This is a genomic window from Richelia intracellularis HH01 (assembly GCF_000350105.1).
GTDB classification, from domain to species: domain Bacteria; phylum Cyanobacteriota; class Cyanobacteriia; order Cyanobacteriales; family Nostocaceae; genus Richelia; species Richelia intracellularis.
The window spans coordinates 21,545-36,409 of record NZ_CAIY01000082.1; the positions used below are offsets into that span (position 1 = coordinate 21,545).

9 protein-coding genes are annotated in these 14,865 nt (G+C 32.0%); 5 read left to right on the forward strand and 4 right to left on the reverse strand.

All coding sequences use genetic code 11. From position 1 onward, the window contains the following. Positions 1 to 115: 115 nt before the first annotated feature. On the reverse strand, positions 116 to 925 hold the full coding sequence (locus RINTHH_RS09055; RefSeq protein WP_408005766.1) for a nuclear transport factor 2 family protein: 810 nt from the start codon (positions 923 to 925) through the stop codon (positions 116 to 118). 104 nt (positions 926 to 1,029) lie between these two features. On the opposite strand from RINTHH_RS09055, the gene murG reads away from it, so the two are divergent. Together murG and RINTHH_RS09065 are read left to right on the forward strand one after the other, a co-directional pair. Continuing rightward, complete coding sequence (gene murG, locus RINTHH_RS09060) at positions 1,030 to 2,103, forward strand: undecaprenyldiphospho-muramoylpentapeptide beta-N-acetylglucosaminyltransferase (protein ID WP_044304966.1); 1,074 nt, start codon at positions 1,030 to 1,032, stop codon at positions 2,101 to 2,103. A gap of 5 nt (positions 2,104 to 2,108) precedes the next feature. Next, the gene (locus tag RINTHH_RS09065; protein ID WP_008235682.1) at positions 2,109 to 2,603 is read left to right on the forward strand and encodes a hypothetical protein; all 495 of its coding nucleotides are present in this window, start codon (positions 2,109 to 2,111) and stop codon (positions 2,601 to 2,603) included. Between the two features lie 579 nt (positions 2,604 to 3,182). On the opposite strand, the gene RINTHH_RS09070 is transcribed toward RINTHH_RS09065, so the two are convergent. Together RINTHH_RS09070 and msrA are read right to left on the reverse strand one after the other, a co-directional pair. Continuing rightward, on the reverse strand, positions 3,183 to 4,175 hold the full coding sequence (locus RINTHH_RS09070; RefSeq protein ID WP_196794905.1) for an aldo/keto reductase: 993 nt from the start codon (positions 4,173 to 4,175) through the stop codon (positions 3,183 to 3,185). 1,040 nt (positions 4,176 to 5,215) lie between these two features. Next, positions 5,216 to 5,782 carry a peptide-methionine (S)-S-oxide reductase MsrA gene (gene msrA, locus RINTHH_RS09075; RefSeq protein WP_008235684.1) on the reverse strand — a complete coding sequence of 189 codons (567 nt, stop codon included), beginning with the start codon at positions 5,780 to 5,782 and terminating at the stop codon, positions 5,216 to 5,218. Between the two features lie 1,883 nt (positions 5,783 to 7,665). Between msrA and leuB the strand changes: the two genes are divergently transcribed. The 3 genes from leuB (at position 7,666) to accD (ending at position 12,903) form a co-directional block, all read left to right on the forward strand. Beyond that, on the forward strand, positions 7,666 to 8,757 hold the full coding sequence (gene leuB, locus RINTHH_RS09080; protein WP_008235685.1) for a 3-isopropylmalate dehydrogenase: 1,092 nt from the start codon (positions 7,666 to 7,668) through the stop codon (positions 8,755 to 8,757). A gap of 206 nt (positions 8,758 to 8,963) precedes the next feature. Next, positions 8,964 to 9,236, forward strand: a complete 273-nt coding sequence (locus RINTHH_RS09085) for a hypothetical protein (RefSeq protein ID WP_008235686.1) — start codon at positions 8,964 to 8,966, stop codon at positions 9,234 to 9,236. Positions 9,237 to 11,943: 2,707 nt separating this feature from the next. After that, positions 11,944 to 12,903, forward strand: coding sequence for an acetyl-CoA carboxylase, carboxyltransferase subunit beta (gene accD / locus RINTHH_RS09090; protein ID WP_008235687.1), 960 nt, complete (start codon positions 11,944 to 11,946; stop codon positions 12,901 to 12,903). A 988-nt stretch (positions 12,904 to 13,891) separates the two neighbouring features. On the opposite strand, the gene RINTHH_RS09095 is transcribed toward accD, so the two are convergent. After that, positions 13,892 to 14,665, reverse strand: a complete 774-nt coding sequence (locus tag RINTHH_RS09095) for a WecB/TagA/CpsF family glycosyltransferase (RefSeq protein WP_044304968.1) — start codon at positions 14,663 to 14,665, stop codon at positions 13,892 to 13,894. Positions 14,666 to 14,865: the final 200 nt, after the last annotated feature.

Below are 14,865 nucleotides of genomic sequence, written 5' to 3' on the forward strand. Positions count from 1 at the left end.
AAATACTGCAAACCAAGTTATATTTTAAATAATTCTTAAGTTAATTAAAAAAAATGAAAATAGGGAGATAAAAATTTTGTTTTCCCTATTTTTTAATCTTGTTAATCTTTTTCTCTCACTTAATAACTCGCAGACGTCGAGTAACTATAGTCATTCCGTCACTGCGCACAATTACTGCAGAAACCCAGTAATTTCCCGGAGTATCAGGGGCACGCCCAATCTTAAATAATCCCCCAGCTTTGAGTGACTCCAAATTCATAGAGGATGGCTTAAGATATTGGGGTAATTTGACTGGCTCCTGCATAACTTTGCCTAAAAGATAATTATTTCCCAGAGGTTCCTGGACAATTGCATCAAAGTAATAAGACATTCCTACTTTAACCTGTTGTGGTAGTTTAATATCTACCTTAGGAGGTTTAATTCCAGAAGTCACTTCAGTATGTTCAGATAGGATTTCCTGGTGGGTAATTCTATCTCTCATAAATGTTTGACGAGAGTGGATAGTAGCATTTAAGGCTAATTTATCTTGATTGGAAGATGGTAAACCAATAATACTAGTAATTGTTTCAGCAATAATAAAATTGCCCTTTGACTTCCAAGACTTAACTTTTGTTTTGTATCTTAATCTGGGGTAACGTTTCCAAAATTTGTCTAACGCCTGTTCCATAGTCTGGTAATTTATCCCATCTCCATGAATAAAACTAGGACTATAAAACTGCATCACCCCTTCAACATCACCTTTACTGGCTGCTTTGTCTATCTGTATTAGTGAATTTGTCAACTGTGCAGGTGCTTTATCCAGTGTATCTGCATATGCAGGCTCACTTAAACTAACTAGACCAAGAGTTATCAGAGTAAAAACTAGCCAGCAATTCATAGGCAATTTAGATAGGCATTTTAGTAGTAAATTAGTAGACTTAGACACTGGTAATTATTTTTAGTGGGCAGTTTGGCTACATACATGTGTACAAATTGCTTTATTTTTAGGTTAATTAACCAAACCCTATACCCTATATAGTATAAGTTTTGATGGCAAATACACCAATAAAATTATTAATAGCTGCAAGTGGTACTGGTGGACATTTGTTTCCAGCCATGGCATTAGCACAAGAGTTACCGAAATATGACATAGAATGGCTGGGTGTATCTAATAGATTGGAGACTCAGTTAATTCCCCAACACTATAAGTTGAATACTATCGCTGTGAAAGGTTTCCAAGAAAAATTTGGTTTTGATACTTTTCATGTGCTTGGTGAACTTATGATTTCAGTACTGCAAGTGTATAAGTTATTGCAACAGGGAAAATTTCATGGAGTTTTTACTACTGGAGGTTATATCGCTGCTCCTGCTCTAGTTGCAGCCAAAATTCTGGGAATACCCGTAATTCTTCATGAGTCTAATGCCTTACCGGGTAAAGTTACACGTTTCCTCGGCCCTTGGTGTCATGCAGTTGCATTGGGTTTCCAAGTTGCAGCTCAGTACTTGCCTAAGGCTAAAACGATTTATACTAGTACCCCTGTACGATCACAATTCTTAGATAAAAATAGTATTGATGATTTAGATCTAAATATTCCTGAGAATGTTCCCTTAATAGTTGTTTTCGGTGGTAGTCAAGGGGCGGTAGGTATTAATAAGCTAGTACGTCAATGTGTTCATGCATGGTTTGCTGTAGGTGCATATGTAGTTCATTTGACCGGCAATAATGATCCCGAAGCTAGTAGCATTCACCACTCCCAATATATCTGTATGCCATTCTACGAAAATATGGCAGCATTGTTACAACGGGCAAGTTTAGCTGTTAGTAGAGCTGGTGCAGGAAGCTTAACTGAGCTGGCTATATGCGGTACTCCTGCAATTTTAATTCCTTATCCCTTTGCTGCAGAAGATCATCAAACCTATAATGCACATGTTTTTACCGAAATGTGTGCAGGTTTATATTATAAACAATCAGAATTGACTTCAGAAGTGTTACAAAACAAAGTATTAAGTTTAATAAACTCCCCAAAACAATTGAAACAGATGGGGAAAAAAGCACAAGAGATAGTCTTGGTAGACGGCATCCAAAAGCTGGCTAAGCTAGTCAAAGAAGTAGTAGAAAGGTGAGCTTTATGAGAGAAGAGAGAGAGAATATCAATCTAAAAGCTGAAAGTATTATCACTCAGGATTTAACACAACAATGGTTAACAGAAATACAAACAATGAAACAAAAATTGGCGGAATTAGAGCAAGAGAAGAATAAAGCCTGGAAAAGCGCAGAGAAATGGCGTTATTTATATAATAAAGAGTCTGAGCAAAGACGTAATGATTCACTATTATCCCAAAAAGCTATTAATTCTTTAAAGCTACAAATTCAGAAAATGCAAGCTATTAATGAAGAGCTAGTTAATCACACTACCAATGATGAATCAATACATCTAGAAATAGCACACCTTAATTCTGTGGAGGAGCTACATGACAAATTAATGATTATCCTTAAAGAAAGAGATAAACTCTTACAAGCATTAAACTTAGAACGAAGAAACCATACTCAAACACGCTATAACTTAACAACAACTCTTGGAGATGCCATTGATGGTTTGATGAAAAATAAAATCAGTAAATAATTTGATTCCTTCTCCATAACTATAAAAATATAACCCTATTAGTTATTTAGAAATAAAGTCGTAATAATGGTAAAACAGCTTCAACTACATCTGTTGTATGAGCTCCGGCAATACTTACCAGTAACACTTAACTATAACAATTTAATTTAGAACATGTAAAGTTAGACTTAAATTAGTAGAAAATGAATTGCTAAATTATGAATCTGAACGACTTATAATTTAGTAATTCATTTTCTAGCCTAGGTATTAAGGAAACCCCTTGAAAAAGTACTTTAAAGCTTTGATATAATTATGATAATTCTTTTTAATTAGTATTAAATAGAAGCTATATCATAGCTTCTAATAAAATGCTCATTTTTAAGAGGTCCATTGACCGTATGAAAATTATTCCTTGATTTGGTATATGTTCCTAGCCATTATTACTGTATTATTCTTACTTACTCTGGTATTGATGGTATTCAGTAAATCTAACAGAATATTTGATTACGGGTAAATTTTGTGCAATGTATTATATTTATTCAATATTTTGGGTTTATTACCATGTGGTAACTATTACTATTAACTTAGTAGAATATAGTATCAATGAGTCTGAAATACATTTTGCACCATCTTTCTATCCAAACTAGCTGCAATTCTGTCTAATTCTTCTACCTCACCACTATCTAAGTGCCAACCCAATGCACCAATATTCTCCTGTGCTTGCTTAGTATTTTTTGCTCCTGGAATGGGAATAGTACCTTTGCAAATGCACCAGTTAAGAGCGACTTGGGCCACAGTTTTATTTTTAGATGCTGCAATATTGTGTAAGCAAGATAATAATGGTTCAACTTTGGGTATTAACTGCCCAAAAAGAAAACGACGAATACCTGGGGGATACTTGCCTTTTATAGAGAACTTTCCTGTTAAAATACCTAAACACAGAGGACTATAAGCAATTAATTTGATCTCCATATCATCACATATTTGCTTTAAACCTAACTTAGTAATAGGATAAGTTGAAAGTAGTGAGTACTGGACTTGAAGAGTTGCAATGGGTACACCCCTTTCTGCTAATTTTTTATATGCCCATTGTAATCTTTTGGGACCATAATTGGATAGCCCAATACCTTTAACTAAACCTCGCTGATATAATTCGGCTAAACCATCTAAGAGTCTACCTTCTTGCCATGGTGCATAATTGGCTGTTGACCAATGCATCTGTACTAAATCTGCGTTTCTCCCTATCCTTTGAGATGAAGACTTTCCAGCATTTATTATAGATTGGCGGGTTAATCTCCAGGGATAAGCAGCTATTTTAGTAGCAATACAAATATTTTCTTGGTTTAACCCTTGATATGCTTTGGCAAACTGCCCCAAAAGTTGTTCACTACGGCCATTTAATTTACCAGTACCATAAGAATCTCCAGTATCAAAGAGAGTAACACCATTGCTAACACAGAGGTCAAAGACTCCTTTTAATTGTTTATCCATACTCTCATCATATTGCCATATTAGTCTGTTACCCCATGCCCAAGTACCGCAACCCATCATGGGTAGGGAAAGCTCCTGGTTTGTCTGTATATTTACCTTCATAAAAGTCTTCTATTATTTACCCAGTGAACACAGCACATGAGTTTTGCTTATATCTTTAACATATCAGCTTAATTATGAAAAACTAAATAACTGGATTTAGCATCAAAATAGTTGATAATTCTAGGTTTTAAGATGCTGTGAATTTGATGGGTATCCTGTATCTGATCCGTAGATAAAGAAACACACCATTTAATGGTGAATAAATGAATATTGATGATACTCACTAAATTATATATACCTAAGTTCTAAATTAAAAAAAATTTCTCCTTCCTTTTACAAATAAATTTGTAGGGTATTTATATATATTTCCAGTTTATCTAGTGACAGAATTATTAATTCACACTGGACCATGAGTAAAATACACCACAGGAAATTTTCTACTTGCAAGTATTTATTTGGAGTTAATATTATGGATTGGTAAATAATGATAACTTAATGGATATAAATATTACCTTGCACAATATATATTGTGCCTCTTTGACAATAAAGTATTGGAATATCTTCCAAGTAACTCCTGAATATTTATGATTTTTAGTAATATCTAAACTTTACCTATATAAATAAGTACCACTACTATTATGATTATTACCTGCAAATTTTGCTTCCCAGCTCTATAATAATTATTACAGTCTACCTTTCCTTAGAAGAGTAGTTTTAGAAATTTGACTACTGTTAAACTTTCACATTTATCTAAAATTAACCCCTATTACATAGGGGGATAAAGGAAAATAAATATATTCAATAGTCTTTTCATTTTATAAGTCTTTTCATTTTATATTTGTATGGAATTTGTAGAATAAAACAGCACTAAATATAGGAAGCTAATGCATTTATACACAATAGCATAAGAGAGAGTTTATCTTTTTCACTACATAATTCTCATTAATCTTAAATTCATCAAAATTATCTATATGTTATCAACATTATAGTTGGGTTTCATCACTTGAAGAAAGAATGGATTTATTTTGGCCTGTACTTTGTTTACTACATAAGATAATAAGAATTTATTCTTCCTAATGTTTCGATTAGGCTTCCAGTAATTAAGCAGGGTAACTCACATTAGTTCCACCCAAACCACAATATCCACCAGGATTCTTAGCTAGATACTGTTGATGGTAGTCTTCAGCATAGTAAAATTCTGGAACATCGAGGATTTCTGTGGTAATTTCACCATAGCCTTCATATTTTAGGGCTTGTTGATATATTTTCAGAGAAGTTTGAGCTGCCTGTTTTTGCTTTTCTGAGTAAGTATAAATCCCCGAACGATATTGAGTTCCAATATCGTTCCCCTGGCGCATCCCCTGGGTAGGATTATGGTTCTCCCAAAATACCTTCAGTATTTCTATATAACTAATTAACTGTGGGTTGAATACAACTAGAACCACCTCATTATGCCCAGTCATGCCAGTACAGACCTCTTCGTAAGTACTGTTAGGAGTAATACCTCCAGCATAACCCACAGCGGTAGTATAAACTCCTTTCAGTTGCCAGAACTTACGTTCTGCTCCCCAAAAGCATCCCATCCCCAATACTGCCTTTTCTAGACTTTCTGGGAAAGGAGGTTGGAGCAGATTACCACTAACATAGTGTTTTGATGGTACAACCATGGTTTTGTCCCTACCTGGTAAAGCTTCTGAAGGGTTAGGCAGGCTTAATTTTTTTTTAATCTGAACTGCATGATGGATATCAACTCCAATTTTTTTTATACTATTTTTTAACTTTACCTAAAATTTCCTATATTTTTATTGACTTAACGGAAATTTCCTCATTTATCCAAGTTATTTATTCTATGCTTTCCCAAAAAAATTTCAAAATTTTAGCTTATATACCCTAATGTTATTTAAGGTATATAAGTGAATTATTTCCATAATAGTCTTTCTGCAATTCAAACCATAAAAATTATTTGAAATCATACTTAAATATTGATCCTGTGAAAAGATAGTGAGTAAATACCTGTAAAAATTACTTTTATGTAAATAGTAATACTGGTTTTTATACGACATAATACAATAATATCAAATTCTGGGTGATTTCTCTTAATTATATAGATTTGTCAATTCTCTACACATAAGGAGATCTATACAATTCCTATAAGACAGTTTGTGTGATTTATCATAAAATTGGCTGCTGGCTATTATATTATAATATATTGTGTCTAATTAACATTAGTATGCAGTAAATAAACCATAATATCAAATAAATAATAAGTTCTATGATATGAATTTTGGCTACTAGCAACGCTGAAAATGTTAGCATCATAATTAGTATATTTTGCTTGTTATATTGTATGTTGGTTCATTATCTTAACTTGTTTAGAAACTCATAGAATAAAGAAAGTTGGTAGATAAAACTAAATATAAATAATGCTAAATATTTTGAGTAGAAATCGAATAGTAGATAACTAGTTGTGGCAGCTATGTAATTCAGCAAAAAAATCTTCAAAGTTTTATAAGCATAATCTTTTAGAGTATTATATGGAGCGCATTTATATAATTCACTAATAATGAACCACATTAAATCTTCATTTGCACAACATTTGATGAATTTCATTTTATATTAATTTGGCTATTACTATGGGGTATTTAAATTAAAATATATTTTATAATTAACCCTATTTAAAATGTAGAATTACTAGGGTAAACATTAAAAAAGATAAGAGAATCAATTGAGTATTTTATGGTTTCAAGAGAGTTATGAATGGTGGTAATTCAATGATATAGTAAGTAAGCAATAAACTATCTATCTGCTTTAATATAAACTCGGATACTAGGTCTAATTTACACCAACCTCTCAGTATAAAGTTCTTAATATATATATCTATGTCAATCCATCTGGGTTACCCATCATAACAAGAGTAAATACCGATGACCTATTTGAATTATGAATCAATTATCCTGATAGTTTTTTTATCTCTGGTATTCTGATTTGCATTTATTAAAAGTATGTTGCTTAATTCGGAAAAATTCCTAAAAACTTAGACCGTAGCCATATGCTACTCAAGCAAGAATTTCAACTATCTTTGATTAAAGTGTTATACACTTAATTAAGTATTAGCTAAGATAAACCCAAAAACAAGGATTGTTTTTAATTACATGAACTATGATTAAATGCATAGTGATATAGTAAATAAGAACAGTTTAGTATTGAGCCCTGATTTGATACATCATAACCATATAGAGTAATAAGAATTGCTGAATCTGGTGATTGCTTATCATTACAAAATAATAAAGGCTTAATTAATAAATGTTTGGATTATGAATACTGCTTACTTTTATGATTATAGATGTGTATTCGCTCAGATTTAGTTACTTTTAGAAATAATCCTTATTTATCCTATGACTTATAGTGATATGAGCACCTATAACTACAAGAGAATAAAACCTCATAGTATAAATAAGGATTGTACCGTAGCATAAGTCTTAACCATATGAACTGAACACTACACCAGTACATCTGTAGATTACGAAATTTAATTTAAATTTACTCAGTTATGACTCAGAATTACCAAATCACTTTGCTGCCAGGAGATGGAATCGGACCCGAGATTATATCAGTAGCAGTGGATGTGTTAAAAGTAGTAGGGAAGAAGTTCGATATTCAGTTTAATTTTACAAAAGCTTTAATTGGTGGCGCAGCTATTGACGCTACGGGAGAGCCTTTACCAGCAAGCACCCTAAATGCTTGTCATCAAAGTGATTCTATACTACTAGCTGCAATCGGTGGTTATAAATGGGACTCCCTACCTTCAAATATGCGCCCAGAAGCTGGTTTATTGGCTCTGAGAGGTAAGTTAAAATTATTTGCAAATTTAAGACCAGCAAGAATATTACCTCAACTTATTGATGCTTCTCCCCTCAAGAAAAATGTGGTGGAAGGTGTAAATCTAATAGTAGTTAGGGAACTTATAAGTGGTATTTATTTTGGTAAACCCAAAGGAATATTTGCTACCAAAGATGGTGAGAAGAGGGGGGTAAATACTATGGCTTATTCTGAATCAGAAATTGAAAGAATTGGAAGAGTGGCTTTTGAAACTGCTAAAAAACAAGGTCATAAGTTATGCTCTATAGACAAAGCAAATGTATTGGAGACATCTCACCTATGGCGTGATTGTATGAACAAGTTAGCTGGTGAGTATCCAGATGTGGAATTATCCCATTTATATGTAGACAATGCTGCAATGCAATTATTACGAGCACCAAAGCAGTTTGGTGTAATTGTCACTGGAAACTTATTTGGTGATATTATTTCCGACATTGCTGCCATGTTAACAGGCAGCATTGGCATGTTGCCCTCTGCTAGCTTGGGTAATTCCAGTCTGGGAGTTTACGAGCCAGTTCATGGCTCAGCTCCAGATATTGCTGGTCAAGACAGAGCAAATCCCCTAGCACAAGTTTTAAGCGCTGCCATGATGTTAAACTATGGTTTGAACCAACCGAAAGCAGCAGAATTTATAGAAAAAGGAGTATCACAAGTTTTAGAACTAGGCTATCGCACTGAAGATATCATGTCTGCCAATATGAATTTGGTCGGCTGCAAAACTATGGGAGATATATTAATTCAAACACTAGAGACCATGGATTAAGTAATAAATCAATTTAACTGGCTAATTTAAATTTATTGGTTACTTGAAATCACATCTGAAGCAGTCTATTGAGCATAATTAACCAGAATAGCCCTATGGGATTATCAAATTCATTGCTTATACAAAATTTCAATCATAAATACTGATTGAGAAGGGTCTCGGATAAATTAAATAACAATAGTAAAAGTAAGGGGTTTTAGAAAACAGTGTACGCTTTAAAACAAGAACAAGATAAATATACTAATACTTCTCAAACTAATACTTCTCAGGCGTATTTAGTTGACCCTAATTTAATTAGGGCTGCCGGTCGAATTTATTATACTCACTGCGAAGTACATCCAGAAATAGAAGGGCAAGCTGCCGGAGTAGCAATCAATCGCTCGAATTATAGAGGTAAGGTCATATTTATTGACCAACCAGCCTTGTTACCAGAAGAGTGTTTTGTACATTTAAGTCAAATTGAATCTAGCGTTTACTAATCATGGTAAAGTTTTAGAAAGTTATTTATATTTTAGAAAGTGAAATTTTTAGACTTCTTCATCAGTAAAATTCGAAAACTTATATGAAGGGGGAATTATTATTATTTATTTTCCATTGGTAGAATCCATAACTATAACTATGTGACAATAGAACAGTAAAAAATACAGTCTAACTTTAGAAACATTATCCTCAGAATAATAGGGTTTATAAAAATATTTACATTGTATATTGATATTTAGTAACCTTATACCTATAATTACTAAAATGCAAGTATTTTTATTTATAAATTATTTAAGTAAGATTAGTTTTCAAGGTATCTTTCTTTGTGTCACTATTATCTAGAATCAAATAGAGATAAGATATATTCTTATCTCTATTTGATTGTGGTTAATAAGAGCACTATTTTTTTGTAAAAACTCCATATCTCCTCACTTCTCTCTGGCAGTAGCAATCACAAGTTTGATTCTATTATTTGTGGAATTTTTATTTTTCATGCTAAACATTAGATATTTTTCATACTTTAGCTAGGATTAGCTTCAGTATCATGACTCTACCCAAGTTCCTTAACTATATCAAGTGAAGCTATTTTAGCCATATATGTGTTTCTTTGTTGATAATTATCCGTATTAACTATGTATAAGTGCTGCATACAAAGAAAATTTAGTGGTAAACTCATCCAAGTAGAAACATAATAATATTATCTAAAACTCATACTTGCAATTTCTATAGTAAAACACAAACAATAGATTCTTTACAAGAAATAGTAATGCGAAAAAGTATATAATTCAGGTTATAAGGCTTTATTTTAGTTAAGATAAATATCTATATTATTTATCTTAACTAAAGACTCTAATAAGTCTTAGAATATAGGTAAAATAACAATTAGCTTTGTAACATTAGTACTGATAAGTGAATAAATAAGCCTTATACGAATAAAAATGATAATAAGAATTAATATTAAGATTTATTAATCAACATTTTACCTTGTCATAGTATATTTAATAATCGCTCCCGTACAGAAGTTGAATTAATTCATAGCTAAGTTGAGAATATAGTACTTATTGCTTATCAATTTAGTTACTAAGATAGACTATCCTATTAAAGGGTAACATAACCAGATACATTAACATATTATATTACAAAAATTGATTAAACTTTATCGCCCCAATAACCTAAGATATTGATTCAAGATATGTCGGGTTGATAGAGTAGAGTATTCAAACCTATATTATTCTAATAGCTTCACAATATTGAGTAGTTTTACAAATAAAATTATTATTCTTTGAATTATCAGAAAATATAAGCTAATTGTATATATCTTGGTAATAAAAATCTACTTTTTTTCGGTGAATTAAACATAAGAAAAAATCATGCATAACTCATGCATCAATATAGGAATTATTGTATGTTTATCTCGCTATAAAAATAGCCAAAGAGTTTGACTATTTTTTATAGCTTAGTTAAAATCTGAAAAGATTGCCAATTAAATTACCAATCATAGTTGTTTCTATAAACTTACTAAACCTCCTACTACAAAATTAACTTTAGTATCTCCAATCATACAAATCTACTTAGTAGAGATAACTGCTATAATATATTTTATTACTATCAAAGAAAGACCTCAATTGAATTTTGTTTATTTCACTAAGCTGGTAAGTGAAGATATAATAATTTCTTATTTGCTAATATGAGAAGTTAAAATAATCTACTAACAGTTAAGAGTATATCGTTAAGTATTGGTGATAAATTATACTTTGCGGATATAATATTATTTATGATTTTGGCCAGGCTATGATTCCATCATATACACATTGAATGATATAGGCATAATCTCAAATTTAAAATTGGGTGACTGTAATGTGCACTACTCCACAAGTATTTTTACTTCTATTAAAATGAAAATTATAATGTAATTCCACAAATATAGGCGATCATTATATTTAATTTCTATACATGTAAACTCTTATATCTCTATAATTAATATTAGATTTGGTTCTTACTACAATTGATAATCTTTACTAGTTTTCTAGCCCATAAGTTACCGTACATCCTAAATCCCTAGTTAACTGAGTGATAATAACAGATGAACTTATTATTAAGTCTTTAGAGCCCAATGATCAATATTAGCATTTGAAAGTGGGAGAAAAACTCCGCCTTATTAGTAAATTAGTATTGGGAGAAACCTATATATGAATATGAAAATTATTTATTTACCTCTATACTGCAAGTGACTTAAAAAATCTTTTAATATAAGATATTTTTTATTCTTATCCATAAGCACTTTTATTAATATTTGGTTATAAGATCACTTCCTATTGCCTAAAAATTATAAATACTATAAATGGAGATGACAACTGGGATGAATTTTCTACTTATAAGAACAAAGACTTGAATTGGCTTCCATTTTTTCGTTAAGCTGACAACCGGAGATACAATAATATATTTTGTTATTCACATGAGATGTTCAAGTAATTCATCAATTGCCAAGAGTTAAAAATTAAGCCTTGACTAAGTTCTGGCAAATTCATAAATAATTATCTATAGACTCTCGACTATTGATTAAGGAAGTATACTTTGCAGATTCAGTGTTTTCCATATTGGTAAGAAATCTATGACTATGCTAACTCACTTCTAGTTGCTCTATTTTGGAAAGTCCCATACATATGTGGTAACTCACAATATTAACCCCTTAAATATAATAAAAAAATGGCAAATAACGAAGAAAATCGCGGTTTAAAGTCTTTATTTGATTGGTTTGCAAATCGACGTAAATCAGGCTCTATTCAAATCGAACGTCAAGAAAGAGATATTGCAGATGGTTTGTGGCACAAATGCCCTAAATGTGGGGTATTAACATATACTAAAGACCTACGTTCCAATCAGATGGTTTGTATGGATTGTGGTTATCACAATCGAGTAGATAGTGATGAACGCATCCATCAGCTTATAGATGCAAATACCTGGATATCAATAGACGAACACCTGTATCCCACTGATCCATTAGGTTTTCGTGACCGTAAGGCATATTGTGATCGCTTGCGGGATTATCAAGAAAAGGTTGGTTTAATAGATGCAGTAAAAACTGGTTTAGGTCAAATTAATGGTTTACCTATTGCCCTAGGAATCATGGACTTTCGATTTATGGGTGGCAGTATGGGTTCTGTAGTGGGGGAAAAGCTAACCCGCCTCATTGAAGAAGCTACCCAAAGTAGTTATCCTGCAGTTGTCATTTGTACATCCGGTGGTGCAAGAATGCAGGAAGGAATGTTATCTCTAATGCAGATGGCAAAAATTTCTGGAGCTTTGGAAAGACACCGACAAGCAAAATTATTATATATTTCTGTTTTAACCAATCCCACAACTGGTGGAGTTACTGCTAGTTTTGCGATGTTAGGCGATCTAATTCTTGCAGAACCGAAAGCAACCATTGGTTTTGCTGGTCGACGAGTTATTGAACAAACCTTAAGGGAAAAACTCCCAGAAGATTTCCAAACAGCTGAAGATCTACTGAAGCATGGTTTTGTTGATGATATTGTTCCTCGTACTCAATTAAAACAAACTTTAGGTAAATTAATTAAATTACATCAACCCACTATGATCCCAAAAAACCCCAGTATGGCATTTTTGCAAAAGACTATGACCTTGAGCTCTAGTACAGCTGATTAATAACGTTAATAAATAAATGAACTGAATTTATGCAACGGATAATGTAAAGGATTTAACTCCAATCTTCGATATCTATCTGCAATAATATCCGTTGCCACTATGGTAATAGTATGCAGAATTAAAAGTTCAAAGGATAGTATTTTATGCTGCCATTAATTAAGATATCTGTGGTAGATGTTTATTAAACATCTACCCTTCTTCATAACCCCTCAATTTGCTTTGTATAAAACATACTCAAGTCAAGCAAATCCAAAATTTTTATGTTTTGTTATTGGTGCAATTTACCACCTTTATAATTTTGATATAGCAGTATATTTTTATATAGTTTTTACACTATAATAAACTTCAAATATATTGCAGTTATAATAATGCCATATTAGACGAATTTACTAGTATCAAGATTTACAAGTATGTTACAGCCTTTCAGTAAAAGAATTTTATTTCTTCTAGAATGTTGTACTATCTGAATGTTATATTCAACTTTATTTGTGACGACTTACTCAACCCAACAAGAATGCTGAAATAAATGTTTATAGTATTTTATTGAAGTTATGTTAGCATCATTTTCTTATACAAGAGCAATTTTGACATAATTTATAATTTATGTATTCACTACTAATATTAATTTACTCTTTATTCAATACTTGCTCAATGTTTATTATCTCTACCTTTTCTCAACCAGGTATGAATGGTATCACTGCAGTTATTAACATATGTAAGGGATAAATAAACCAAACCTGATATAAAGTTCTCTTTAGTTGGTAACATTAGATTTAATTAGGTAAATTATCATATTTACTTTCACTATTTAACTCTGACAATAAATACCATTGAATAGGTAATCCATACTGGTAGTATTGTAAAATAAAGTATTTCTTGACAATTTACCTCAGAAAGTTATCAACAAAGTTGGATAAGTTCAAAATTACAAAGGGTGTATAAATATTTAGTCTTTGGTTAGGCTAGGCTCTGTGTTTTTATTTAATTCTTACTTAAAAAAGATAGATTTATGAATATTCAACTTTTTCCACATACTATATAAAAAAGCTTTAATAGCAAATTCCGGTAAGGCCAACATACGTTGCCAACGCCAAGGTTCTTGATACAAGCGGTACAACCATTCCAAATTATTATTTGCTAACCATTGTGGAGCTCTGTTTTTTATGCCACACCAAATATCAAAACTACCACCAACACCAATCCAAATTGCTCGGGGACATAAATCGCGATTTTGGGAAATCCATAGCTCTTGGCGGGGTACACCTAAACCAACCAAAACTAGATCTGGTTGTAATTGCTTAAGTGTCTGTTGCAATTCCCAAATTTCTTCTGAGGAAAGATAACCAGAACAGTTTCCAACAATATTCAACCCCGGTAATTTCCGTTGCCATAATTCTGCTACCTTACTCGAAACACCTGCAACACCCCCATAAAAAAACACCCTTTTGTTTTTATGTTGGGTTCCTAAAATCTGCAATAAATCTTCTGCTAACTCAATCCCAGGAATTCTTGGTACTGTTTGATGCAGCATGAATGTCAAATATAAAGCTATCCCGGCCCCATCAGGAATAATCAGCTCTGCATTGTGAATAATAGTTGCTAAAGACTGATTTCTTTGTGCTTGCATTGTCATTTCTGCATTTAGAGTGACAATATGAGCCCCAGAGCCCTGTTGCAATCGTTCTAGGATCCAAGTGGAGTAACTCTCCATGAGATTAATAGGCAACCCCAAAATATAAAAGGTTCTATCTGATTTCAACATGGTCTACATATAATTCTTTCAATACCAATATATATGGCAGTTTATCAAATCAGTTTGTATTTGCCATACTTTCTATCCAGTAGAGAAATATACTATCAAATAGTTAACTAGTAGTTAACCTCAAACAATTGTTAGAGTCCCTAATTGTACTGCGATAGTATCTTATTTAACCGACTATATTAAGTCAAGAAATACATTCT